The sequence below is a fragment of the Aeromonas sp. PrichA-15 genome (genome assembly GCF_017939245.1).
GTDB classification, from domain to species: domain Bacteria; phylum Pseudomonadota; class Gammaproteobacteria; order Enterobacterales; family Aeromonadaceae; genus Aeromonas; species Aeromonas caviae.
The window spans coordinates 1-22,424 of sequence record NZ_JAGKRH010000139.1; the positions used below are offsets into that span (position 1 = coordinate 1).

A 22,424-nucleotide genomic window follows, 5' to 3' on the forward strand; every position below is an offset into this window, starting at 1 on the left:
TGCGGCGACCAAACCAAGGTGATCGAGGTTACGGATCGAGATAGCGGGTGCGGCCATGATGATCTACCTGCAAAAGAGAGTAATAGATCAGAACTGCCGATCGCCGTCAAGCACTGAAAATAGCAAAATCAGGTGCGGAATGACGGGTAAAACCAGCCCATCCGGCCATGAGCGTTGCCATGGGGAGACCACAATGCCAGAATCGGGCCCTTGCTCGATTTCAGGGCCGCCGGCCCGCAGACAAAGGATCCCCCATGGCCACCACCCTCTATGGCATCAAGAACTGCGAGCAGTTAGATATATAAGGGCCGCAAAAAAGGGGCTAAGCCCCTTTCTTGATTAACGAATGAAACCCTGTGTATCGTCAAAAGCAATCAACTAACTCATCAATATGTTGACGTGCTTCTTCGTAACGAGCCCTCACAACCTGCACCTCTTCGCCAGTTGGCATGGTGTAATAAGTCTGTGCAGGTAGGTTTAATAACGGGATGCCTAATGTTGCAGATACTTTTCCCGAGGTATGGAAGTCTTTGACTTCAGACAGGAAATGCCGTTTCCAATGTCTGACATTGTGAATAGGCACTGTTGGCGGGGTGAAAAGATCTGGATAATTTACGAATTGCTCATACGCAAACTCGCATAAGGCAGACTTAATCGCATCATATGCTGTTGCGACACCATTATTAGTGGTGTAGTTGTTGAAAATGAATCTATCCATCGTCGGAAGAGGCAGGTCGTTTTCAGCGACTTTCGAATGGAAAGTAACAAATTTTTCAGCATATGTCTGTGCTGCGGCTGTAGGGTAATGAGCATATAAAAGAGTCATTATCCCTTTTAGCCCTTCCAAAGATGAGTAATCAGCCATCATTGGGATGATTAACCTATCAGAAGAAACAAGAGCCATTTGGGTGTATATGGAGAAGCTCGGGTTGCAGTCGATGAAGACAACCATGTCTTCATAGTCAGCTTCATGCTCAAGTTCACACAAACGACGGATTGCAGTCATGTACTGCTGCCACGCCTGCCTATTCGCAGGGTTGATCACTGCATAGTTTAAAGACAGAGCAAGTGATTCAAGGAACGAATCACCCGCGATCAAGAACAGGTTCTCCGCTATTACATCATTGTAAGTATGAACCTGAGTTTTGAACGATTGTGGTATCCGAGTGAACCCAGAGTTTCCTTCGAGTAACCAATCCAAAAAACCAACAACGTTTCTACGCGTTCTTCTGGATTGAAGGTTCTGGTTTCGCTCGTATCCTCTATCTCCACCGCCAAGTAAGTATTGTGAAATATTTGCCTGTGGGCATAAATCAATAACCAGCACTTGGGTGTCAGGATGACGGGCCGCATACTCCGCTGCGAGGTTAAATCCTAACGTTGTCTTACCAACGCCGCCTTTGTTGTTGTACATCGCATAAATCGTTGTTGCCATCGTTTTCCCCAAAGTGAAGGCCTAGTTGAGACAGGTGAGATCTTGTGATCTAGGGAGTCAAAATCAACCCCCTAATCTACTTTTTGTTAATAAAGCCCGATTATGTTCCTGCTTGACGAACTATACGGTGGATACTTGATAGACTGACCCCTAGCAGCAAAGAGATAGAGTTTTTGGATTTTCCTTGGGCGAGAAGGGACATAATTTGAGGCCCTTTTTCCCTAGCCGATGGCTTTCTTCCCTTGTAGACACCTTTGGCCTTCGCCAAGGCGATCCCCTCTGCCTGACGCTCCAACATGATTTCCCGCTCGAACGTGGCGATAGCTCCGATCATCGTCAGCATCAGCTTGCCTGTCGGAGTGGCCGTGTCGATGCCCAAATTCTGGATCTGCAATGTTACCCCTTTAGCGTGCAGCTGGTCTGTGATCTCCAGCAGATGGCGAGTGTTCCGGGCCAGACGATCCAATTTGGTCACTTTTAGCACGTCCCCAGAACGGACAAACTCGAGCATTGCCTGTAGCTGCGGCCTATCCGTCTTACTACCGCTGACCTTCTCATGAAAGACTTTTTCGCACTCCGCCAGAGCTGTCAGTTGTTGCTCCAGCGATTGCCCCGTGGTCGAGACACGGGCATACCCGATGATTGCCATGATGGCCTCCCAATAGGCTCAAGACCCTGCAAGAAAAACGTATCAAAACCCATATTCCAACCCGTGTGACAGGGGTTGCTGGGGGGCTTCCGGTCTGTCACACGGGCATGGTCTATTGAGCGTCTGGCTCCTTCGGTGGGGGCGGCGGTGTCTGCATCGAGTTGACGGCCTCCTTGATGAGGACGCCCAAGGCTGCCAGCAGTGCCGCCTCCAACGCTTTCAGTAACGGGTTTCCTTGCTGCTCATTCATACGCCTTCTCCTTGCTGGATGGCTCCCGACAAGGGGCCAGATGTGATGTTTTCCATGGGGTTCTCCTATGGGGTTTATCTCATCAGTCTTATACCGGCGTAGTGTCTGAATGTTGCCTGCTCGCTTTCCTTGTGCTGGTGGGGTTTGGGATAGTTTTTTCAGGGCCGCCAACTGAGCGGGATCGTTGCCATCTTCTTGATTTGTCTCCTTCGGGTGGCTTGTGGGCTCCCCCCTCGGTGCAGTAAATAGATAAGTCTCTGAGTAACAAATCGGGTATCTATATCGGGCTGGAACAGGCGACACACCAGACACATGCCGCCGAAAAGCCCATGAACACGTTGTTGGATGTGTCGATGAGACTCAAATTGACCAGACACATCACCCCAAAATGTGTCGATTGGCAGTCACTCGCGGCGGGGTTAGACGGTGATAGGCCAGATTACCGCTATGCCTCTGACTCAACCGCCAGCCAAGCCGCTCTGCAATCACTTTTAGGTCTCGTCCCGGCTGAGCTGGATATCGCAGATACCCGGCAGGATCGCAGGTATAAGCACTCTGGGCAGACACCCGTGTGATGTCGAAATGTCGGCTATCGCCCGGCTCTGCCATCGCCCCCAGCAGCCCTTGCAGGTACTCCTCCACGCTTAGGATGCGTCCCTGAGTCCGGCAAATGGTAGCCCACAGCTCTTGCTCCTCATGGCGAATCCTGAGCGGTCTGAGGCCCGTCTGCTGATCGATGTAGGCATCACGCTGGTGGTCTGCTTGGCGGTTCGCTGGCTCCAGATGATAGGCTTCGTCAAACTCCAGCAAGTACGCTTCCTGCCGGATCGGCCTGTCGAAGTATCTGCCATCCGGATCGAACCATCTGAACCCGACGCGGAAATCAACATGGTAGGGGTCACAGAAAAACTGCGGGATCACCTCTGTTTGCAAACCCGGCTGTTGTTCTTCTAAAGAGGCAAGTAGCGGGGTCAAGTACTCCACGTAAAACGCAGCCTCATGGCGGCTTTGCTTTTCATCGTGCGGTAACTCCAGCCCGGTAAGCTGCTCAATCTCCGCTATTAGCCTCAGGTTCAAGTGAGAGCTGGGACCATAGGTCAACACAGCCAAGGCTTGTAAGGGAGTCCACGTCCCCAATCCATTATCCGGTTCAGGAACCTCCGGCAGGTCAAGTCCCTGCACCTGCCGGATGTTGTCTATTGCCCGCCTGACATACTGACTGAATCGCCGAGTGCTTCGCTGGCTGAACCCGGGTATCTGAGATAGCAATGCTTCTGGGTCGATGATTCCTCGGGCAGGTTGGCCAATGAAAATTGCTGTCATGTTCAATAGCGCCTCCTGACAGCTTTTTACTTGGAATATGCCGAGCTCAAATCTTCGAAATCCGGATCCGTGCCATCATCATTCTTCTGGAGATTTCGAATGTAATCGTCCATCTCTTGCTGCATAACAGAAGGGTCAACACCATAAGGAGCTTCAGTTTGAGTCTTTCTTACTAGGTAGCTAGACCCGTCATAAATCGAACTCCCCGCCAACTTGTCTTCAAAGGTCTGCGTCAACACGCGACTACCATCAATGTCCATATACTCAGCCCACAGATAGCCGCCATCAAAGCGGAATCGAATTTCCTTCAACGCTGTTTTCAACTGACCGTTGAATCGTTGGCGTTGCTCCGTACTGCAAAGGTCTTTAGGATCTATGAAGTATTGGAGCGTTTTCACTGATAGCTCCCGGCTCATAAGGTCACTTTCAGCTCGTTGAATTTGCTTTTCTAAGGCTTGCGTCTTCTTCTTGCATTGCTCGAACAAGACTCGATAATCCGCATCATTATCGTTATCCAGCACAAGTTGAGCGGCCTTCTTTCTCTTCTGGGTCTCAACCTCTAGCTGAACTCGTAATTCGGCTAACATGGTTCTAAGAGCGATTGTTTTATCCTCCCCCTCAACCCGTTGCTTCATTACCCTGTTCAGCAAGAACACTGCTTGCAAAAGTTGTGGTTCAATCTTTTCGTAAAGCATGTTCGGTAATTTGCACCCTGCGGTGTTTTGCTTGGGACAAACCAGATAGTTTCTTGGGCTCCCTGCTCGCCCTTTGTTTTGATAACGTAATGACTCACCACACTGACAGCGAAGTACACCACTGAAGAGATTGTTAAAGGTTCCCTTGCGATAGGAACCACTATGCTTGTTTCTCTTGCTGATAAGGTGTTGCACCTCTTCAAACAAGGCTGGGGAGACTATCGTGGGGTAGTACCCCAAGATTGGCTCATCAGCAGGCACCCGATGGCCGTTCTCAATGACATGTGGCTGGAAAACACCGATCACCGCTTGACTCTTGATGACCGCTTGAATACCTGCCGGACGCCAGTCAGCCTCTTTGCCGAATGTTTTGTAGCCTTTGTCTAGGAATACCTTAGCAATCTGCTCATAGCCACAGCCTGACTTCGCCATTTCAAACATCTCGTTCACAATAGCTACTCGTTCAGAGATAGGGACGATCTGCTCCCCATCCCTAGTGAGCCATGAAGGTAGACGGGAGTTAGCTATCACTTTGTTGTTCTTTCTTGCCTGCTCACGGCCATTTGACCATGCGGCACGGCTCCGACGGCTTTTCATCTCTGACTCATCATTAGCACGAGCCATGTAGACGATTGAGACTATCAGCTTGGTGAAGTCCACCTGACCTCTACGAAAGACCTGCTTATCGGAGAGGGTTACAATGACAATCCCCGCCCTCACAATAGCTAGGAACTGTTCAAGGGCCTCTTCTACTGCTTGTCTGCTCAGACGATCTACTGACTCAACCAACAGGTATGACCCCTGTTCAATCTCACCGTGCTTCACAGCATCAACGAAGCGACCTAACGCCCCTTCAGACATGTTGGCACCACGAAATGCACTCGTGCCGAAATCATCAATCGTCTTGTCATCAAGCTGGAGGTTGTGCTCAGCACAGTAATCCATAGCCTGCTGAAGCTGGCGACGGTAACTATCCCCTTGCGCCTGCTTGGGGGTACTGAACCGAATATAGGAATAGGCTTTGATGGGGCGACTCATGGCAACTCCTTTGCGATTGGCTCACATCGGAAGCAAGTGAGCACGGCTGAAAATTAAGATGGGATGAGCCTACCAGCATGTCGGCACTTTACACAATATTCAGTTGAAGTTATTTTTGCCGAGCAAGCCACAATGCAGCAGAACCAGCCCACCGCCAGACGACCAGCCCAAGGCAGCCACGTTTCCCTGCATAGTGATCGTCTGTATGCTATTGCCCATTGAACGGAACACGGTGAACTCCATGGAAAACAAGACCGAATGCAAAGTCGTGCTATACGGCATTTCTCCCAAAAACTGCGACACCATCAAGAAGGCCCGCAAGTGGCTGGAGGAGGCGGGTATCGATTACCGCTTTCACGATCACCGCGCCGACGGTCTGAGTCCGGAGCAGCTCGATCTCTGGCTCGCCAAGCTGGGCTGGGAAGCCCTGCTCAACACCCGTGGCACCACCTTCCGCGCCCTGCCGGAAGCAGAAAAACAGGGGCTCGACACCGCCAAGGCCCGTGACCTGCTGCTGGCCCACCCGGCCATGATCAAGCGCCCGCTGCTGGACCAGGACGGTACCCTGACCCTGGGCTTCAAGGCAGACCTCTATCAATCCCTCTTCTCCCGTTAACTTTTTCTGTTAAGGAACACCGATGTCGGACGTCATCACACTGGCCAAGGATCTGATCAGCCGCCCCTCCGTGACCCCCCTGGATGAAGGGTGCCAGACCCTGATGGCGGAGCGCCTCGCGCGCCTGGGGTTCGTCATCGAACCCATGGTCTTCGAGGACACCACCAACCTCTGGGCACGCCGTGGCAGCGAGGGTCCCCTCTTCTGCTTCGCCGGCCACACCGACGTGGTGCCCGCCGGCCCCCTGGAGAAGTGGGACACCCCGCCATTCGAGCCGACCATCAAGGACGGCATGCTCCATGGCCGGGGCGCCGCCGACATGAAGGGGTCTCTGGCCGCCATGGTGGTGGCGACCGAGCGCTTCGTGGCCGAGCACCCGGACCACAAGGGCTCCATCGCGTTTCTCATCACCTCGGATGAAGAGGGGCCCTTCATCAACGGCACGGTGCGCGTCATCGACACCCTGGAGGCACGCAACGAGAAGATCCGCTGGTGCATCGTCGGCGAACCCTCCTCCACCGCCCAGGTCGGGGACGTGGTGAAGAACGGCCGTCGCGGCTCCATCACCGGCGATCTGCTGGTGCGCGGGGTGCAGGGCCACGTCGCCTACCCCCATCTGGCGGACAACCCTATCCACAAGGCGGCCCCGGCGCTGGCGGAGCTCGCCGCCATCGAGTGGGACAAGGGCAACGCCTACTTCCCCCCCACCAGCTTCCAGATCGCCAACATCCAGGGCGGCACCGGCGCCTCCAACGTCATCCCGGGGGAGTTGCAGGTCCAGTTCAACTTCCGCTTCAGCACCGAGCTCACCGATGCGGCTATCCGCGAGCGGGTCGAGGCGCTGCTGACCCGTCACGGCCTGGACTTCGAGCTGAAGTGGACCCTCTCCGGCCAGCCCTTCCTGACCGACACCGGCGCCCTGCTGGACGCCACCGTCGCCGCCGTGGCGGCAGTGAACGGCCAGCAGCCGGCCCTGCTCACCACGGGGGGCACGTCCGATGGGCGCTTCATCGCTCCCACCGGGGCGGAAGTCATCGAGCTCGGCCCGGTCAACGCCACCATCCACAAGGTGAACGAGTGCGTGAAGGCGGACGATCTGGATCTGCTGGCGGACATGTACCAAGGGGTGCTGGCACGACTGCTGGCATGAGCAGCGCTCCGGACAAGAGAGACCAGACCATGAATCAGGATCAACTGCTTGGGCTGGATGAGAGCCACCTCATCCTGGTGGGGCGCGGCCCCCATCGTCTGACCGCCGCCACCGCGGCGGCCTTCAACGACATGCAGGTGGCTGCCGCCCATGCCGGTTTCAACCTGCAGGCGGCCTCCAGCTGGCGCGGCTTCGAGCGCCAGCTCGCCATCTGGAACGGCAAGTGGCGCGGGGAGCGCCCTCTGCTGGATGCGAACAACCAGCCCCTCGATGCCCTGCAACTGGGCGAGACCGAACGACTGCACGCCATCCTGCACTGGAGCGCCCTGCCCGGCACCAGCCGCCATCACTGGGGCACGGATCTCGACATCTACGATCCGGACTGCCTGCCCGCCGGCACCCGGCTCGCGCTGGAACCCTGGGAGTATGAAGCGGGCGGCTGGTTTGCCGATTTGCGCGAATGGCTGGACGATCACATGAACGACTTCGGCTTCTTCCTGCCCTATGCAAAAGGGGAGCAACCGGATCAGGGGGTGGCCTACGAGCCCTGGCACCTGAGCTTCGCGCCCGAATCCGACGGGCTGGCCCTGGATCCGGCGGCGCTGGCGCTTTGTCTGGAACGGGCGGATATTGAAGGCAAGGAGTGCATCCTGGCTCATCTCGACGAGATCCTGGCCCGCTATGTCACCCCGGCACACCACGAAAGGAGATTCTGATGAGCTTGTGGTTATGGATAGGCTTGCCGCTGCTGTTTCTGCTCGGCCTGTTTCTCAACGCCATCAAGGACATGAAGCAGCTCGAGAAACAGCTGCCCAAGTACAAGGACAAGATCCGGGAGGTCAAGGACGACGAGGACGACTGACCCCCTCGCAGGAGCCCGTCGGCGCTCCTGCACCCTTCCCGTCCACGGTATTTTTTCGCCTTCTGCCGCCCCCCTCTGCCTGCACTGAAAGTCCCATCCATTGCCCCCTTTCCCTGCGCTTTCCCGCGCGGGCACTCCGCCCTCGCCCTGCTTGAAAACTGCGCAACAAACGTAAAAAACTGCAAAACAATGCACAATTAAGCCACACAAAGGGGGTCAATCTGCATATAATGTGCCTGTTTTGCAGCCCGCCATAAGGAGTTCGCCATTGGATGCCACCACCGTCAACAGTTTCTTCTTCATCGGTGCCCTGTTGGTGGGCGCCAGTGTCCTGTTGAGCGCACTCTCCTCCAGAGTCGGCATCCCCATCCTGGTCATCTTCCTCGCCGTCGGCATGCTGGCGGGTGAGGATGGTCCCGGCGGCATCCACTTCGCCGACTACTCGGTCGCCTACCTGGTGGGCAACCTGGCACTGGCCATCATTCTGCTGGACGGCGGCATGCGCACCCGGGTCTCCTCTTTTCGGGTCGCGCTCTGGCCCGCGCTCTCGCTGGCTACGGTCGGGGTGGCCATCACCACAGGTCTCACGGGCCTCGCCGCCGCCTGGCTGTTCGACCTCAACCTGATGCAGGGGATGCTCATCGGTGCCATCGTCGGCTCCACCGATGCGGCGGCGGTCTTCTCCCTGCTCGGCGGGCGCAGCCTCAACGAGCGGGTCAGCGCCACCCTGGAGATTGAATCGGGCAGCAACGATCCCATGGCGGTCTTTCTCACCGTCACCCTGATCGAGGTGCTGGCCACCGCCCAGCAGGGGCTGGATGCCGGCTTCCTGCTGCTGCAACTCGTCAAGCAGTTTGGTCTGGGCGCTGGCATCGGCCTTGCGGGGGGCTGGCTGCTGTGGAAGCTCATCAACAGTGCCAAGCTCGCCCCCGGTCTCTATCCCCTGCTCACTGTGAGCGGCGGCCTGCTCATCTTCGCCCTCACCACGGCGGTGGGGGGCAGCGGCATCCTCGCCATCTACCTCACCGGCCTGCTGCTTGGCAACCTCTCCCTGCGCAGCCGCAGCACCACCCTCTCCGTGCTGGACGGCCTGACCTGGCTCAGCCAGATCGGCATGTTCCTGGTGCTGGGGCTGCTCGCCTCGCCCCACAAGCTGCTGCCCATCGCCCTGCCGGCACTGGCCCTGGCCATGTGGATGATCCTGTTTGCCCGTCCGGTGTCGGTCTGGATTGGACTGCTGCCGTTCAAGAACTTCGCGCCGCGCGAGCGCTGGTTCATCTCCTGGGTGGGGCTGCGCGGCGCCGTGCCCATCATCCTGGCGGTCTTCCCCATGATGGCGGGGCTGCCCAATGCCCAGCTCTACTTCAATGTCGCCTTCTTCGTGGTGCTGGTTTCGCTCATCCTGCAGGGCAGCTCGCTGCCGCTGGCATCAAAGCTGGCGCGAGTGGAGGTGCCCGCACCGCCCTCTCCCATCAACCGCTCTGGGCTGGAAATCGATCTCGACAGCCAGTGGGAGACCTTCGTCTATCGCCTGAGCGCCGAGAAGTGGTGCATCGGCTCCCCCTTGCGGGAGCTGCGCATGCCTCAGGGCACCCGCATCTGCGCCCTGTTCCGCGGCCAGGAGCTGCTCCACCCCTCGGGCAGTACCTGCCTGCAATCCGATGACATCCTCTGCGTCATCGGCCACGAGCACGACCTGCCCGCCCTCGGTCAGCTCTTCAGCCAGGCGCCGGAGCAGGATCTGGGCCCGCGCTTCTTCGGTGACTTCCTGCTGGAGGCCAACGCCAGGCTGGTGGATCTCGCCCCGCTCTACGGGCTGGATGTGAGCGAGGTGGCGGATCAGAGCCTCGGCGATTTTATTGCCCACCAGTTGGGCGATAATCTGGTGGTCGGTGACCATGTTGCCTGGCAGGGACTGCTCTGGACGGTGGCGGAAATGGAAGAGGGTGAACCCCGCAAGATAGGGGTACGCTTCCTGGAAGAAGACCCCGTCTAGGCGCCGGCCATCGTAGCCCGCATTTGTGTGAGAAGGGAGTGAACCATGCCTTATCAAACCCTGTTGTCCGGTCTGTATCCTCCCTCGCCCAAGCTGGGCCTCATCGAGGGTTTCTTTGGCAAGGGCTGGAGCTGGGAAGCCCGTGCCCGCTACGCCCAGTGGCTGCCCCGCCACGGCTATGGCTTCTACCTCTACGCCCCCAAGGAAGACGGCTACCTGCGCAAGCACTGGGCCACACCCTGGCCCGCCGACCAGCTTGAAGCCCTGTGCCAGCTCGCCCGCCAGTGCCGGGAGAACGGTCTGGCCTTCGGGGTGGGCCTGAGCCCCATGGGGGCCCATCACGACTATGCCCGCCAGCGACCCGCCCTGCTGGAGAAGGTGAGGCTCATCGAGGAGGCGCTCAAGCCCGATATCCTGGCGATCCTGTTTGACGACATGAAGGGGGACACCCCGGATCTCGCCCACTGGCAGCTCACCATCGCCCACGACATCGCGGCCCACACCGACGCAGGCCGCCTGCTGTTCTGCCCCAGCTACTACAGCACGGATCCCGTGCTGGAGAAGGTGTTCGGTGCCATGCCCCCCCACTATCTGCAGGATCTGGGTCAGGGGCTCGACAAGCGCATCGATGTCTTCTGGACCGGCCCCAAAGTCTGCTCCACCGAGTATCCGGCTGCCCACCTCAAACAGGCCGCAGACTGGCTCCATCGCAAACCCTTCCTGTGGGACAACTATCCGGTCAATGACGGCAGCAAGGCGAGCAGCTTCCTGCACCTGCGCGCCTTCGAAAACCGTCCGGCAGAGCTGGCGGATCTCGTGAGCGGCCATGCGGTCAATCCCATGAAGCAGGCGGCCCTCTCGGCCCTGCCGCTCGCCACCCTGCCCATGAGCTACAAGCTCGGCAAGCAGTACGATCCTGACAAGGCGCTGCACGCTTCCCTCAACGCCACCTGCGGGCCGCAGATCTCCGCCATGATCCAGGCCGACCTGCCGCTCTTCCAGGACATCGGTCTGACCCAGCTCACCCCCGAGCAGGTCATCCACCTCAAGAGCCGCTACCTGCCTTTCCAGGATCAGGCCTGCGTGAACGAGATCCTGCGCTGGCTGGCCGGGGAATACGTGTTCGATCCGGACTGCCTGACCGACTGACCCCATGAGTCCATGAAAAACGGGCCTATGTAAAAGGCCACCTCCCGAGCAGGGAGGTGGCCTTTTTGCATCATCTCTCTTCAGGTGCCCCATGGCGTCACATAGGGCGGCTGATTGAGCGGGTGTTTAACCGAAGGCCAGCCAGACCCCGACAAACAGCATGAGAGAGCCCGCGATCCGGTTCATCAGAGTGACATTGCCGCTCTTGGCGAGGAAATGGCGCAAGGTGCGGCCACCGCTGGCATAGAGCATCAGGCAGGAGAACTCGATGACCAGGATGAGCGCGACCAGGGCCCCTATCTGGGGTGCCATCGGCTTGGCCGCATTGATGAAGGGGGGCAGCAGGGAGACCATGAAGGCCCACCCCTTGGGGTTGGCGATGGCGGTCACGAACCCCTGCACGGCCAGCCCCATGGAGCTGGTCTGCTGGCCCGCCGAGAGATCCGCCGGGATGGCCATCTTGCCCTTGGCCTGCCACATCTGGATGCCAAGCCAGACCAGGTAGGCGCCACCTACATATTTGAATGCTGAGAACAGGGCCGGGTAGTTGAGCATGACTGCCGCCACCCCGACCACCGACAGCACGGAGACCAGGCCGACGCCGACAAGCTCCCCCCACATCATGTGCAGGGTACGGCGCACCCCCAGACTCATGCCCAGGGTCATCGCCAGGGTCATGCACATACCGGGGGTTACTGAGACAAAAAAGAACGTGGGAATAAAGAGCGCCAAGATGGCGGGATCAATCCAGTCGGACACACTACACCTCCAGGGTAACAAGCAGACGATCTTGCCTATCACACTCTTTTAACACAAGAAAAACCTTTTCATTCAGCAAGAATTCAGCATTAAAAACCCTGTGACAAGGATTGTCGCGTCTGTGTAAGATACCGCCTCACTCCTCTTTCGGGTTAGGATCTTTCATGTCATTGAATAATCTGTCCATTCGTCTTCAAGTGCTTATCCCTCTCCTGCTCGCCAGCCTGTTGATGCTGCTGATGGCCGTGATCAGCAAACAGGAAATCGACGGTGCCATTCAGGACATGAATGAAACCACCGCCAGCGTCACCCGCCACAAGGACGACATTGCGGCCCTGATCCACGCCACCTACCGGCTGCGCACCAACGCCATCTACGGCCTCTACGATGAGGCCCTCTTCGCCCAGTTGCCGGCCCAGCTCTCCGCCGCCGAACAGGAGATTGGCGCCATCCTGACCAGACTGGTTGTCACCGGTGCCGAGCAGGACAACCGTCAGGTCGCGGCCGCCCTGCAGGCCTACCTCGGCCATACCCGCAGCAGCATGCTGCCCCTGCTGACCGCCAAGTACCAAGGCAGTGGCGATCCCGCCGCCTATGAGCAGGCCCGCCTGCACTTTCGCGATCTGGGGGAGGCGCTCATCAAGCAGATCGATGCCATGTCCGTCCACATCAATCAGCTGACCCAGACTGAGATTGCCGAGGAGCAGGCCCACGACCGCGCGACCCTGCTGCGCACCCTGCTGCTGATGGGGGGCACCCTGATCGCGGCCCTGCTGGGTGGCTGGTGGATCTCCGGGCGCATCGTGCAGCCCATCGGCCAGTTGCAGGAGGTGATGCACGCCGTCGCCCTCGGCCGCTTCAACGTGCGTGCCAATGCCGAAGGCAACAACGAGCTGGGCCAGCTCGCCAGGGATATCAACCGGACCCTGAGCCAGCTTGCCAACACCATCCAGACCCTGACCGGCATCAGCGGCAATGTGGCCTCCGCCGCCACCGAGCTTGCCGCTGTGATGACCCAGGCAGAGGTCAACGCCCAGCAGCAGCGGGGTGAGACCGAACAGGTGGCCTCCGCCGTCACCGAGCTGGCCAGCACCGCCGACAACGTCAACCACAACGCCGCCCTGGCCGACGAGCTGGCCCGGGATGCCAACAGTCGGGTCGAGCAGGGGCTGGCCCTGTTTGCCGAAAGCATCGAGGCCAACGGCCGCATGGCGGGCAGTCTGGAGAACGCCGCGACTGTGGTGGCCAGGCTCAAGTCCCAGTCCGAGCAGATCGGCAAGGTGATCGAAGTCATTCAGAGCATTTCGGAGCAGACCAACCTGCTGGCCCTCAACGCCGCCATCGAGGCGGCCCGCGCCGGTGAAAGCGGCCGCGGCTTTGCGGTGGTGGCCGACGAAGTGCGCCTGCTGGCTGCCCGTACCCAGGACTCCACCAAGGAGATCCAGGCCATCATCGAGCAGTTGCAGAGCCAGTCCCTCTCCGCCAACAGCGGCGTGCAGCAGACCCTGGAGATCCTCGGCCACAACCGGCAGCTCTCCGCCGAGGTACAGGCCTTGCTGGGGGGCATCACGGACGCGGTCAACCAGATCAACGGTGCCAACGCCCAGGTGGCGACCGCGGCAGAACAACAATCCTGCGTCACCGCCGACATCAGCCGCAACCTCACCAACATCCACGAGATCGTGAACCAGAACGCCGCCGGCATCAGCCAGAGTGCCGCCGCCAGTCACGAACTGTCACAGCTCGCCGAGCAGCAGCGCAGGCAGCTCGCCCAGTTCCAGCTCTGATACTGCGAGGATCTCTTCGATACCGTGGGGCCCGGCGCTGGCCCCGCACTTGCCCCTCCCCCTTCACGCCTCCTGTTTAAAACGGGTTTTTGCCATCAAGGTGTCATTGGGGGCTGGGCTGCATGCACAAATGTGGGTATGGTAGAGGCACGTCACTCCCCCTCATCGAGAGATCATCATGAGCCTGAAGTTCAAGAAACCCGCTTTTATCATGCTCGGCCTCATCGCCCTGCTCTCCGCACTCTGGCTCGATTTCTATCTGCCGGAGCACACCATCGCCACCATCACCGGGGTGGAGGTGAAGCGCACCGACAAGGATGGCCCCATCAGCCAGAAGAACCCGGCTGACGGCCCCACCACCGACGTCTATTACATCTACACCGAACGCCCCGGCGAGAAGATCCGGGTGTTTCGCAATGAAGACACCGAATGGGGCTGGCCCTTCTACTTCAAGTTCAACGCCGCCGACGTCCAGGCCAAGGCCAAGTCCATGGAGTTCGAAAAACGCCTGGCCATCATCACCTCCTACGGCTGGCGCGTGAACATGTTCTCCATGTTCCCCAACGTCACCAAGATCGCGAGCACCGAGCCCGATGCCTCCACCTGGAGCTTCTTCCGCTGGTTCTGGTTCGGTGTCTGGGCCCTGGTGATGGGCAAGGCGGCCATCGCCACCTGGCGCTACTTCGATCGCCTCGAGGACGAGATATGAGCGAGCCGAGCAAGACCCGCACCAGCTTCTATCGCCGGCTCTACGTGGCTCACCTCATCAGTCAGGGCACGGACACCGTGCCCGCCATCATGGAGGCGACCGGCATGCCGCGCCGCACCGCCCAGGACACCCTCAGCGCCCTGGCTGAGCTCGACATCCAGTGCGCCTTCGAGCAGACCGAGGGGGCTCGCCATCTGCAGGGGCACTACCGCATCAGCGACTGGGGGCCCATCAATCCGGCCTGGATTGCTGCGCAGCTTCCCGTCATCAGGCAGACCCTGGGGTATCCCTGACACCCCGGACCCGGGTCTGCTCCCATAGAGAAGGGGCCAGCCTTGCGGCTGGCCCCTTTCTTGTCTGGCCTGATATCCCGTTGCCCTCCCCCGGACTCACTCCCCTTCGCCGAAAGACGCTTCCGGCAGCGGCTCCGCCGACTCACCCCGGGTGCAGTCGATGATGGAGCGCTTGGGATTGTTGGGGTCGCGCAGCAACAGGGGGGCCATCCCCTCGTCATGCAGCCTCTCGTCGGAAAATTCGCTGCCATAGGCGTTGTGGGTCAGCCTGCGGGCATTGGCGATGGGGGTATCCACGAAGAGGGCATGTACCTCGAAGGTGGAGGCTGGCACCAGGAAGCCGACGATGGGCAGGCCGTGCAACTCCTGATGGACCTTGTACCAGGCAAAGCCCTCGCTCACCTTGTCAGGGGTATACATGGCGAGCTGCGGATTGGCCGGGCGCCCAGTCTCGATGTCGAGATGAAGGGTGTCCAGCTCGCAGGTCGCCAGCCCCTGCCACATCTTCTCGAACGGGGTCGCGCAACCCGTCAGTTGCATGCATGTCAGCAGCGCCAACGTCCCTTTCCACATTCCCAACCCCTTATCCGATGTCCAGGATGTCAACCAAATGAGCGCAGTCGCTGCACCAGCAACTCGATGAAACCTACCCTGTCGAGCCCCAGCAGCACCAGGGCATTGGCCGGTTTGCCGGTCAGGTCGTAGCGATCCACCACCGTCATCCCCAGGGTATGGGTCCCGCCGGTTTCGATATCGACCCGGCACTCCACCCCGTGAAACAGGGAGGGCGCCAGCAGCCAGGCGATGGTACAGGGGTCATGGAGCGGCGCGCCAGCAAATCCCCACTTGGGATCCCGATGATAGATCATGAAAAAGTCGAGCAGCTGTGCCACACACTGCGCCACCGGGTTGGGAATGGCGCGTACCCGCTCGATATCCTCGTCCATCACCTGGGCCTCGTGGGTCACGTCCAGCCCGCACATGGTGATGGGCAGCCCCGACTTGAAGACCATATCGGCCGCTTCGGGATCCACATAAATATTGAATTCCGCCGCGGGGGTCCAGTTGCCCGCACCGGCGGCGCCCCCCATCAGTACGATGCGGGCGATCTTCTGCTTGAGCTCGGGGTGGGCCGCCAGCAAGAGGGCAATGTTGGTGAGCGGCCCGGTCGGCACCAGGGTGACCGGCTCCGGGCTCTCGCGCAGACATCTGGCCATCAGTTCAAGGGCGCTCATCGCCCGGGGAGCAAAGGCGGGATCCGGCAGCTCTGGGCCGTCCAGCCCCGATTCGCCGTGGACGTTGTCGGCGATGATGAGCTCACGGGCCAGGGGCTTGGCTGCCCCCGCCGCAACCGGGATGTCGTCGCGGCCGAGCAGGGTCAGGATGCGCAGGGCATTGTTGAGGGTCTTGTCCGGGGTCTGGTTGCCCGCGCTGGTGGTGACCGCCAGCACCTTCAGCTCGGGGCTCGCCAGCGCCAGAATGAGGGCGATGGCATCATCGTGGCCGGGATCGCAATCGAGAATAACGGGCAACGCCATGGACAGACTCCTTACAACATGACAGGGAGCCATACCTTAGCAAGAGATGGCCAGATGAACTCAGGAGGGAGTCACAAAACGCCTCAACCAACGAGATCAAGTACTTGGCGACAGGCCTTGGGAGCGGACATCCAGATTCGCCGCGCCGCCATCGTTCGGGTATGATTCCTCCCCCTTCATCGTCCGGCTACCCCATGTCCGTCATCGTCGACACCTTCATCGCCCCGCCCTGCGCCGCCACCATCGAGATCCTGTTTGAGGATGCGCATCTGCTGCTCATCAACAAGCCGAGCGGCCTGCTGAGCCTCTCGGGCAAGAACCCGCAGAACCTCGATTCGGTCCATTACCGGCTGGTACAGGATTACCCCGGCTGCACCCTGGTGCACCGCCTCGACTTTGGCACCTCGGGCGTCATGGTGGTGGCCAAAAGCAAGAGCATCAACGCCCTGCTCTGCCACCAGTTCAGCCAGCGCACCGTGAGCAAGGCTTACGAGGCACTGCTCTGCGGCCATCTGGCGGTGGATGAGGGCGTCATCGACGCATCCATCGCCAAGGATCCGGCGCTGTTCCCGCTGATGAGCATCTGCGCCGCCAGCGGCAAACCCGCCCGCTCACGCTATCGGGTGATGGAGCGGCTCACCCTGGAGGGGGCAGGCCAGCCGGTGCCATTGACCCGGGTCAGGCTGGTACCGGAAACCGGGCGCACCCACCAGCTGCGCATCCACAGCCAGTGGCTGGGCCATCCCATCCTGGGATGCGATCTCTATGGCGGCCTGCTCCTGCCCGGCTGCGAACGGGCCCCCAGACTGATGCTGCACGCCAGTGAACTCGGTTTTGTGCACCCGGTGAGCGGCGAAGCGGTACAGATCCGCTGTGAAGCGCCCTTTGCGCAGGCACTGGCGGCCATGACGGTACAACAGGGGTAACGAAGAAGGGGGAAAGCAGGGCCAGGAAGGCAAAAGGGGCAAACGGCGGATAAAGATAGGGGCCGCGCTTTCGCAACGGCCCCCACCCCCCACTCGGTGTGGTGCTATCAGATCAGCTTGCGGGCGGCGCCCAGCACGATCTTGATGGCATCAGATTCGGTTTTCGCCATGGTTTCGGCGTTCGGGATTTCCTGCTGGGTACGGTTCACGATGACACCGGCCACCATGCCCGCACGCAGGCCCTGGCTGGTACACATGGTCAGCAGAGTGGCGGACTCCATCTCGTAGTTCAGCACGCCCATGGCTTGCCACTCTTTCATGGAACCCTGGAAACGTTGTACCACGCGACCGGATACGGTGTCGTAACGCTCCTGACCCGGGTAGAAGGTGTCAGAAGAAGCAGTGACGCCCACATGCAGCTTGGAGCCCAGCTCCTTGGCGGTGTTTACCAGGGCGGTGGTGCAGTCAAAGTCGGCCACTGCCGGGAACTCCATCGGCGCGAAGTGCAGGCTGGCACCGTCGAGGCGCACGGAGCCGGTAGTGACGATCACGTCGCCCACGTTCAGGTGCGGCTGGATGGCGCCGGTGGTGCCGATGCGCAGGAAGGTACGGATACCCAGTTGGGCCAGCTCTTCCACCGCGATGGAGGTGGACGGGCCACCGATACCGGTGGAGCAGATGATCACGGCCTTGCCGTCCATCTCGCCGCGCCAGGTGGTGAATTCACGATGGCTGGCCAGGTGCACCGGGTTGTCCAACAGCTCTGCGATGCGCTTCACGCGCTCGGGGTCACCGGGGACGATCGCCAGGGTGGCGCCTTGCAGATCCGCTTTTTTCAAACCCAAGTGAAATACATCAGACATAGTGGACTCCTGGTTGCGCCCCGCCGCATGGCAGCCGAGTGCAGTTAAGGTGATTCTTTACGGTACTTTCAAGCCGGTGTCCCCTCATCCGGGGAGGCGCCAACTATGGTCGAAAGCGCTTTCCAATTCCTTGATGCGCCTCACACTTCTGCGCTTCAAAGCTGACAAAAATGGCGCGAAACGTTTGCTAAGATGATGAATTTCTTGAAAAACGTTTTTACGTTCCTTTTGCACTCCCATCCCTTGTCAAGCCTTGAGCGACCGTCCATTTAAAGAGCGCGATCGAGTCCACAAAGTTGCAAACGAGATACCATTGACCCCTTCTCATCCCCTCCGACGCTGTTATGTTGGCGCCCGCATACCACTTAATGGCTAATCATACGGAGTCCATCATGGCGACATTCAAGTTCTACATTCCCGCAATCAACCTGATGGGGGCGGGCTGCCTGCAGGAGGCGGCAGTGGATATCCAGGGACATGGCTATCGCAAGGCGCTCATCGTCACCGACAAGATCCTGGGCCAGATTGGCGTGGTGGGCCGGCTTGCCGCCCTCCTGGCCGAGCACGGCATCGACGCAGTGGTGTTCGATGAGACCAGACCCAATCCCACCGTGGCCAACGTCGAGGCGGGTCTTGCGATGATCCGGGCCCACGGCTGCGACTGCGTCATTTCGCTCGGCGGCGGCTCACCCCACGACTGCGCCAAGGGCATCGCCCTGGTGGCCGCCAACGGGGGCAGCATCAAGGATTACGAGGGGGTTGATCGCTCCGCCAAGCCGCAGTTGCCGCTCATCGCCATCAATACCACCGCCGGCACCGCCTCCGAGATGACCCGTTTTTGCATCATTACCGACGAATCCCGTCAGGTGAAAATGGCCATCATCGACAAGCACGTCACGCCGCTGATGTCGGTCAACGACCCGGAACTGATGCTGGCCAAGCCCGCCGGCCTCACCGCCGCCACCGGCATGGATGCCCTGACCCACGCCATCGAAGCCTATGTCTCCACCGCCGCCACCCCGGTCACCGACGCCAGCGCCGTGATGGCCATCGCACTGATTGCCGAACACCTTCGCACCGCCGTGCATCAGGGGGAGGATCTCCATGCCCGCGAGCAGATGGCCTATGCCCAGTTCCTGGCCGGCATGGCCTTCAACAACGCAAGCCTGGGCTATGTGCACGCCATGGCTCACCAGCTCGGCGGCTTCTACGACCTGCCCCACGGGGTGTGCAATGCGGTGCTGCTGCCCCATGTCCAGGCCTACAACGCCCGGGTGTGCGCCGGCCGGCTCAAGGATGTAGCCCGTCATATGGGGGTGGATGTGAGCGCCATGAGCGATGAGCAGGGTGCGGCGGCAGCCATTGACGCCATCCGGCAACTGGCTCGCGACGTCAAGATCCCCGCCGGTCTGGAGCAGCTCGGGGTCAGGGCCGACGACCTCGACGTGCTGGCCACCAATGCGCTCAAGGATGCCTGTGGTCTCACCAACCCCAGGCAGGCGACTCACGCGGAGATCGTCGCCATCTTCCGCGCCGCCATGTAAGGGGGCAAGATCTGCCAGGGCCGCCACGCGGCCCTTTTTATTGGCTGATGGATCAATGGCTTTTTACTTCCGCACGGGGAGTGGGTATGATTTGCCGAGCTAAAAAGACTGTATGGATGATCTGAACCCGATATGCGGATGAAACACCTGATTGCCGCGGCCCTGACCGCCCTCACCCTGTCCGGTTGCAGCCTGGTCTATCGCATCGATATTCCCCAGGGCAACTATGTGGAACAAAAGCAGGTCGACAAGCTGCGCCAAGGCATGACCCGCGAACAGGTCGAGTTCGTGCTGGGTTCTCCCATGTTGCGCGACAGCTTTGACCCCAACACCTGGTACTACCTCTATGAGTTCCAGCCCGGTCGGGGCGACAAGGAGCGCAAGGAGCTGACCCTCAACTTCGTGGGTGACAGACTGGCCACCGTGACCGGTGATTTCCCTCTCCCTGCCGCCTTCACCACACCGCTCTAGATGACATTACAAAACCGGCTTCTGCCGGTTTTGTTCTATCTGGCCCCGGTGATGTCGCCGGGCCACACTCTGGATGCCTCATTGCCCCGAGGAGATCATCATGAGTCGATTCCTGATTGCCGGCGCCACCGGTCTGATTGGCAAAGCCTTGCTGCGCGAGCTGGGGACGGAGCACGACCTCCTCCTGCTCTGCCGCAAACCGGGCGATCCCGCTCCGGGACGCACCTGGCTGCCCACCTCGTTCGACGCGCTGGACAGATTGACGCTGCCCTCCCCTGTGGACATTGCCTTCTGCTGCCTTGGCACCACCCGCAAGGATGCCGGCTCGGCTGAGGCCTTTCGCCGGGTCGATTTCGACTATGTGCTGGCCTTTGCCGCGCTCGCCCGTCGCCACGGCTGCCGCCGCCTGCTGGTGGTCTCCAGTCTGGGCGCCAACCCGGGCTCCCCTGCCCTCTATCCCCGCACCAAGGGCGAGATGGAGCAGGCCCTGCTGACCCAGGAGTGGCAGCGGCTCGTCATCCTGCGCCCGGCCATGCTGCTCGGCCATCGCGAACCTGCGCGCCGTTCGGAGCAGATCATCCAGGCCATCTATCCGCTGGTCAAGCCCCTGCTGCGCGGGTCGCTGCGCCGCTGGCGTGCCATCGAGGCCAGTCAGGTGGCGCACGCCATGGCGTGCCTTGCCATCCAGGAGAACGGGATAGAGACGGTGGAAAACGAGCGCCTGCTCACCCTGTGATGCCCTGTGCCGGGCGAGACGATCACAAAGGGGCGCCACGGCGCCCCTTGTCACAGCCCATCATCCGTCAGGTGCCGGCATCGTCTCGCTTGCGGTGCACATCGGGTCGCCCGCCGGTGACCACATCGGCGCGCCCCTCTTCCTTGGCTTTCTCCGCCCGCTTCTTGCGCATCTCCTTGGGGTCGGCGATGAGAGAGCGATAGATCTCGATGCGATCCCCCTCCTGCACCGGCTCTGCGCCCTTTACCGGACGGCTGTAGATACCGAACTTGTTGACCGACAGGTCGATCTCCGGGTGCTTTTGCAGGATGCCGGACTGTTCGATGGCCGCCAGCACGCTGGTCTCGGGCGCGACCCGGATGCACAGCACCGTCTGCCGCTCGGGCAGGGCATAGGCCACTTCGATATTGAGGAGCTCAGACACCGTAAACCACCTTGGCACGATTGGAGAAGGCGAGCACCATGGAGCTCACCAGCTCGCGGAAGATCTGGCCAAAGGCCAGCTCAATGAGCTTGGAGGTGAACTCGAAGTCGAGATCGAACTCCACCTTGCAGGCATCCACGTCCAGGGGCGTGAAGGTCCACCATCCCGCCAGCTTGCTGAAAGGCCCCTCCACCAGCTCCATCTTGATGGTGCGATTGGCATCGAGCTGGTTGCGCGTGGTAAAGGTCTTGGCGATACCCGCCTTGGCCACATCGACCGAGGCCATCATGTAGTCTTCACCCGACTCGTGAACACGGCTGCCGACACAGCCGGGCAGGAACTCAGGATAGGCATCAACATCATTGACCAGCCGGAACATCTGTTCCGCGCTGAACATCACCAGGGCACTGCGAGTAATACGGGGCATGGGTTTTCCTCATCCAATCGGCCCGATTTTATCACCTTGTCAGCCAAAATCACCGCCGAAACTGTTCGCGGGTCACCAAGCAGGGCAATCGCACACTTTCCGGCCAGTGTGGTCCGCTCTCGCCCCGCCCTTCCCTCAAAATCGTCATCGAACTGCTCACAAAGCCGCCACTCGGAGCGCTGTGCGTTTTACAGCCGCCGCCACCCACGTATAATGCGCCTTCCTAAACATTGCCTAAGGCCCCCGTCATGAGCAAAAAAAACAGTAAAAACAAAGCCGGGTCCAGCACCATTGCACTCAACAGAACCGCCCGTCACGAGTACTTCATCGAAGAGCGCGTGGAAGCCGGCCTGTCCCTGCAAGGGTGGGAAGTGAAGTCCCTGCGGGCGGGCAAGGCCAACATCAGCGAAGCCTATGTCATCTTCATGCAGGGGGAAGCCTTCCTGTTCGGCTCCAGCTTCCTGCCGCTGAACGCCGCCTCCAGCCACGTGGTATGCGATCCGACCCGCACCCGCAAATTGCTGCTCAGTCGCCGTGAACTCGACAAGCTCGAGAGCCTGACCGCTCGTCAGGGCTACACCATAGTGCCGCTGGCCCTCTACTGGAAAGCGTGCTGGGTCAAGGTCGAGATCGGCCTGGTGAAGGGCAAGAAAGAACACGACAAGCGGGAAGACACCAAGGCCCGTGAATGGGATCGGGAAAAAGCCCGCATCATGAAGAACAAGCACCGCGGTTGATTGTGCGCCGCCGGCCCCCATGCGGCGACCAATAAACCAGCAATCGA

Annotated in this window: 25 protein-coding genes; 14 read left to right on the forward strand and 11 right to left on the reverse strand. The window is 60.0% G+C overall.

Annotation, left to right across the window (positions count from 1 at the left end):
• Positions 1–364 precede the first annotated feature (364 nt).
• From J9889_RS16360 to J9889_RS16380, 5 genes are all read right to left on the reverse strand, one after another.
• Positions 365–1,414 carry a ParA family protein gene (locus tag J9889_RS16360; protein ID WP_210557354.1) on the reverse strand — a complete coding sequence of 350 codons (1,050 nt, stop codon included), beginning with the start codon at positions 1,412–1,414 and terminating at the stop codon, positions 365–367.
• A gap of 121 nt (positions 1,415–1,535) precedes the next feature.
• Positions 1,536–2,084, reverse strand: a complete 549-nt coding sequence (locus tag J9889_RS16365) for a recombinase family protein (RefSeq protein ID WP_210557356.1) — start codon at positions 2,082–2,084, stop codon at positions 1,536–1,538.
• 112 nt (positions 2,085–2,196) lie between these two features.
• Complete coding sequence (locus J9889_RS16370) at positions 2,197–2,334, reverse strand: hypothetical protein (RefSeq protein ID WP_010674054.1); 138 nt, start codon at positions 2,332–2,334, stop codon at positions 2,197–2,199.
• Between the two features lie 378 nt (positions 2,335–2,712).
• Positions 2,713–3,657 (reverse strand): hypothetical protein, encoded by a 945-nt coding sequence (locus J9889_RS16375; RefSeq protein WP_210557358.1) that lies wholly within the window; start codon positions 3,655–3,657, stop codon positions 2,713–2,715.
• A gap of 26 nt (positions 3,658–3,683) precedes the next feature.
• On the reverse strand, positions 3,684–5,390 hold the full coding sequence (locus J9889_RS16380) for a recombinase family protein (protein ID WP_210557360.1): 1,707 nt from the start codon (positions 5,388–5,390) through the stop codon (positions 3,684–3,686).
• A 241-nt stretch (positions 5,391–5,631) separates the two neighbouring features.
• On the opposite strand from J9889_RS16380, the gene J9889_RS16385 reads away from it, so the two are divergent.
• From J9889_RS16385 to J9889_RS16410, 6 genes are all read left to right on the forward strand, one after another.
• Positions 5,632–6,006: an ArsC family reductase gene (locus J9889_RS16385; RefSeq protein WP_053288949.1), complete on the forward strand. Its 375-nt coding sequence runs from the start codon at positions 5,632–5,634 to the stop codon at positions 6,004–6,006.
• A gap of 22 nt (positions 6,007–6,028) precedes the next feature.
• On the forward strand, positions 6,029–7,156 hold the full coding sequence (dapE, locus tag J9889_RS16390) for a succinyl-diaminopimelate desuccinylase (RefSeq protein WP_010674050.1): 1,128 nt from the start codon (positions 6,029–6,031) through the stop codon (positions 7,154–7,156).
• Between the two features lie 29 nt (positions 7,157–7,185).
• Complete coding sequence (locus tag J9889_RS16395; protein ID WP_039039936.1) at positions 7,186–7,872, forward strand: M15 family metallopeptidase; 687 nt, start codon at positions 7,186–7,188, stop codon at positions 7,870–7,872.
• Positions 7,872–8,018 carry a hypothetical protein gene (locus J9889_RS16400; RefSeq protein WP_010674048.1) on the forward strand — a complete coding sequence of 49 codons (147 nt, stop codon included), beginning with the start codon at positions 7,872–7,874 and terminating at the stop codon, positions 8,016–8,018. Before J9889_RS16395 ends, J9889_RS16400 begins: the two co-directional genes overlap by 1 nt.
• Before the next feature lie 268 nt (positions 8,019–8,286).
• Positions 8,287–10,014, forward strand: coding sequence for a potassium/proton antiporter (locus tag J9889_RS16405; RefSeq protein ID WP_010674047.1), 1,728 nt, complete (start codon positions 8,287–8,289; stop codon positions 10,012–10,014).
• Between the two features lie 45 nt (positions 10,015–10,059).
• The gene (locus J9889_RS16410; RefSeq protein WP_160836882.1) at positions 10,060–11,163 is read left to right on the forward strand and encodes a beta-N-acetylglucosaminidase domain-containing protein; all 1,104 of its coding nucleotides are present in this window, start codon (positions 10,060–10,062) and stop codon (positions 11,161–11,163) included.
• Between the two features lie 126 nt (positions 11,164–11,289).
• Here J9889_RS16410 and J9889_RS16415 read toward each other — a convergent pair whose 3' ends face one another.
• Positions 11,290–11,922, reverse strand: a complete 633-nt coding sequence (locus J9889_RS16415) for a LysE family translocator (RefSeq protein ID WP_029314220.1) — start codon at positions 11,920–11,922, stop codon at positions 11,290–11,292.
• 164 nt (positions 11,923–12,086) lie between these two features.
• On the opposite strand from J9889_RS16415, the gene J9889_RS16420 reads away from it, so the two are divergent.
• The 3 genes from J9889_RS16420 (at position 12,087) to J9889_RS16430 (ending at position 14,711) form a co-directional block, all read left to right on the forward strand.
• A complete protein-coding gene (locus tag J9889_RS16420; RefSeq protein WP_109112419.1) occupies positions 12,087–13,709 on the forward strand; it encodes a methyl-accepting chemotaxis protein in 1,623 nt (540 codons plus the stop codon).
• Between the two features lie 178 nt (positions 13,710–13,887).
• Positions 13,888–14,418, forward strand: a complete 531-nt coding sequence (locus J9889_RS16425) for a DUF1523 family protein (RefSeq protein ID WP_010674042.1) — start codon at positions 13,888–13,890, stop codon at positions 14,416–14,418.
• Positions 14,415–14,711: a winged helix-turn-helix domain-containing protein gene (locus J9889_RS16430; RefSeq protein WP_039039881.1), complete on the forward strand. Its 297-nt coding sequence runs from the start codon at positions 14,415–14,417 to the stop codon at positions 14,709–14,711. The genes J9889_RS16425 and J9889_RS16430 overlap by 4 nt, the downstream gene beginning before the upstream one ends.
• 96 nt (positions 14,712–14,807) lie before the next feature.
• Here the strand turns inward: J9889_RS16430 and J9889_RS16435 are convergent, their stop codons facing one another.
• Positions 14,808–15,284, reverse strand: coding sequence for a hypothetical protein (locus J9889_RS16435; protein WP_045525252.1), 477 nt, complete (start codon positions 15,282–15,284; stop codon positions 14,808–14,810).
• A gap of 29 nt (positions 15,285–15,313) precedes the next feature.
• Positions 15,314–16,249 (reverse strand): pyrimidine-specific ribonucleoside hydrolase RihA, encoded by a 936-nt coding sequence (gene rihA / locus J9889_RS16440; RefSeq protein WP_010674039.1) that lies wholly within the window; start codon positions 16,247–16,249, stop codon positions 15,314–15,316.
• A gap of 161 nt (positions 16,250–16,410) precedes the next feature.
• Between rihA and J9889_RS16445 the strand changes: the two genes are divergently transcribed.
• Entirely contained in the window at positions 16,411–17,175 is a 765-nt protein-coding gene (locus J9889_RS16445) for an RluA family pseudouridine synthase (RefSeq protein ID WP_201996817.1), read from the forward strand.
• 107 nt (positions 17,176–17,282) lie between these two features.
• Here the strand turns inward: J9889_RS16445 and udp are convergent, their stop codons facing one another.
• Positions 17,283–18,038, reverse strand: coding sequence for a uridine phosphorylase (gene udp, locus J9889_RS16450; RefSeq protein WP_010674037.1), 756 nt, complete (start codon positions 18,036–18,038; stop codon positions 17,283–17,285).
• A gap of 392 nt (positions 18,039–18,430) precedes the next feature.
• Between udp and yiaY the strand changes: the two genes are divergently transcribed.
• The 3 genes from yiaY (at position 18,431) to J9889_RS16465 (ending at position 20,789) form a co-directional block, all read left to right on the forward strand.
• Positions 18,431–19,582, forward strand: a complete 1,152-nt coding sequence (gene yiaY / locus J9889_RS16455) for an L-threonine dehydrogenase (RefSeq protein WP_201996818.1) — start codon at positions 18,431–18,433, stop codon at positions 19,580–19,582.
• Between the two features lie 132 nt (positions 19,583–19,714).
• Positions 19,715–20,053 (forward strand): outer membrane protein assembly factor BamE, encoded by a 339-nt coding sequence (locus J9889_RS16460; RefSeq protein ID WP_029314185.1) that lies wholly within the window; start codon positions 19,715–19,717, stop codon positions 20,051–20,053.
• 100 nt (positions 20,054–20,153) lie between these two features.
• Positions 20,154–20,789 (forward strand): NAD-dependent epimerase/dehydratase family protein, encoded by a 636-nt coding sequence (locus tag J9889_RS16465; RefSeq protein WP_201996819.1) that lies wholly within the window; start codon positions 20,154–20,156, stop codon positions 20,787–20,789.
• A 67-nt stretch (positions 20,790–20,856) separates the two neighbouring features.
• Here the strand turns inward: J9889_RS16465 and J9889_RS16470 are convergent, their stop codons facing one another.
• Positions 20,857–21,213 carry an RnfH family protein gene (locus tag J9889_RS16470; protein ID WP_201996820.1) on the reverse strand — a complete coding sequence of 119 codons (357 nt, stop codon included), beginning with the start codon at positions 21,211–21,213 and terminating at the stop codon, positions 20,857–20,859.
• Positions 21,206–21,640, reverse strand: a complete 435-nt coding sequence (locus tag J9889_RS16475) for an SRPBCC family protein (protein ID WP_010673974.1) — start codon at positions 21,638–21,640, stop codon at positions 21,206–21,208. The genes J9889_RS16470 and J9889_RS16475 overlap by 8 nt, the downstream gene beginning before the upstream one ends.
• Positions 21,641–21,888: 248 nt before the next feature.
• On the opposite strand from J9889_RS16475, the gene smpB reads away from it, so the two are divergent.
• Positions 21,889–22,377, forward strand: coding sequence for an SsrA-binding protein SmpB (gene smpB / locus J9889_RS16480; protein ID WP_010673973.1), 489 nt, complete (start codon positions 21,889–21,891; stop codon positions 22,375–22,377).
• The last annotated feature ends 47 nt before the right edge of the window (positions 22,378–22,424 follow it).

Excerpts from the sequence above, each read along its gene's own strand:
- J9889_RS16360 (WP_210557354.1), bottom strand. The coding sequence starts at position 1,414 with ATGTACAACAACAAAGGCGGCGTTGGTAAGACAACGTTAGGATTTAAC.
- J9889_RS16365 (WP_210557356.1), bottom strand. The coding sequence starts at position 2,084 with ATGGCAATCATCGGGTATGCCCGTGTCTCGACCACGGGGCAATCGCTG.
- J9889_RS16370 (WP_010674054.1), bottom strand. The coding sequence starts at position 2,334 with ATGAATGAGCAGCAAGGAAACCCGTTACTGAAAGCGTTGGAGGCGGCA.
- J9889_RS16375 (WP_210557358.1), bottom strand. The coding sequence starts at position 3,657 with ATGACAGCAATTTTCATTGGCCAACCTGCCCGAGGAATCATCGACCCA.
- J9889_RS16380 (WP_210557360.1), bottom strand. The coding sequence starts at position 5,390 with ATGAGTCGCCCCATCAAAGCCTATTCCTATATTCGGTTCAGTACCCCC.
- J9889_RS16385 (WP_053288949.1), top strand. The coding sequence starts at position 5,632 with ATGGAAAACAAGACCGAATGCAAAGTCGTGCTATACGGCATTTCTCCC.
- dapE (WP_010674050.1), top strand. The coding sequence starts at position 6,029 with ATGTCGGACGTCATCACACTGGCCAAGGATCTGATCAGCCGCCCCTCC.
- J9889_RS16395 (WP_039039936.1), top strand. The coding sequence starts at position 7,186 with ATGAATCAGGATCAACTGCTTGGGCTGGATGAGAGCCACCTCATCCTG.
- J9889_RS16400 (WP_010674048.1), top strand. The coding sequence starts at position 7,872 with ATGAGCTTGTGGTTATGGATAGGCTTGCCGCTGCTGTTTCTGCTCGGC.
- J9889_RS16410 (WP_160836882.1), top strand. The coding sequence starts at position 10,060 with ATGCCTTATCAAACCCTGTTGTCCGGTCTGTATCCTCCCTCGCCCAAG.
- J9889_RS16420 (WP_109112419.1), top strand. The coding sequence starts at position 12,087 with ATGTCATTGAATAATCTGTCCATTCGTCTTCAAGTGCTTATCCCTCTC.
- J9889_RS16425 (WP_010674042.1), top strand. The coding sequence starts at position 13,888 with ATGAGCCTGAAGTTCAAGAAACCCGCTTTTATCATGCTCGGCCTCATC.
- J9889_RS16430 (WP_039039881.1), top strand. The coding sequence starts at position 14,415 with ATGAGCGAGCCGAGCAAGACCCGCACCAGCTTCTATCGCCGGCTCTAC.
- J9889_RS16435 (WP_045525252.1), bottom strand. The coding sequence starts at position 15,284 with ATGTGGAAAGGGACGTTGGCGCTGCTGACATGCATGCAACTGACGGGT.
- rihA (WP_010674039.1), bottom strand. The coding sequence starts at position 16,249 with ATGGCGTTGCCCGTTATTCTCGATTGCGATCCCGGCCACGATGATGCC.
- J9889_RS16445 (WP_201996817.1), top strand. The coding sequence starts at position 16,411 with ATGATTCCTCCCCCTTCATCGTCCGGCTACCCCATGTCCGTCATCGTC.
- udp (WP_010674037.1), bottom strand. The coding sequence starts at position 18,038 with ATGTCTGATGTATTTCACTTGGGTTTGAAAAAAGCGGATCTGCAAGGC.
- yiaY (WP_201996818.1), top strand. The coding sequence starts at position 18,431 with ATGGCGACATTCAAGTTCTACATTCCCGCAATCAACCTGATGGGGGCG.
- J9889_RS16460 (WP_029314185.1), top strand. The coding sequence starts at position 19,715 with ATGCGGATGAAACACCTGATTGCCGCGGCCCTGACCGCCCTCACCCTG.
- J9889_RS16465 (WP_201996819.1), top strand. The coding sequence starts at position 20,154 with ATGAGTCGATTCCTGATTGCCGGCGCCACCGGTCTGATTGGCAAAGCC.
- J9889_RS16475 (WP_010673974.1), bottom strand. The coding sequence starts at position 21,640 with ATGCCCCGTATTACTCGCAGTGCCCTGGTGATGTTCAGCGCGGAACAG.
- smpB (WP_010673973.1), top strand. The coding sequence starts at position 21,889 with ATGAGCAAAAAAAACAGTAAAAACAAAGCCGGGTCCAGCACCATTGCA.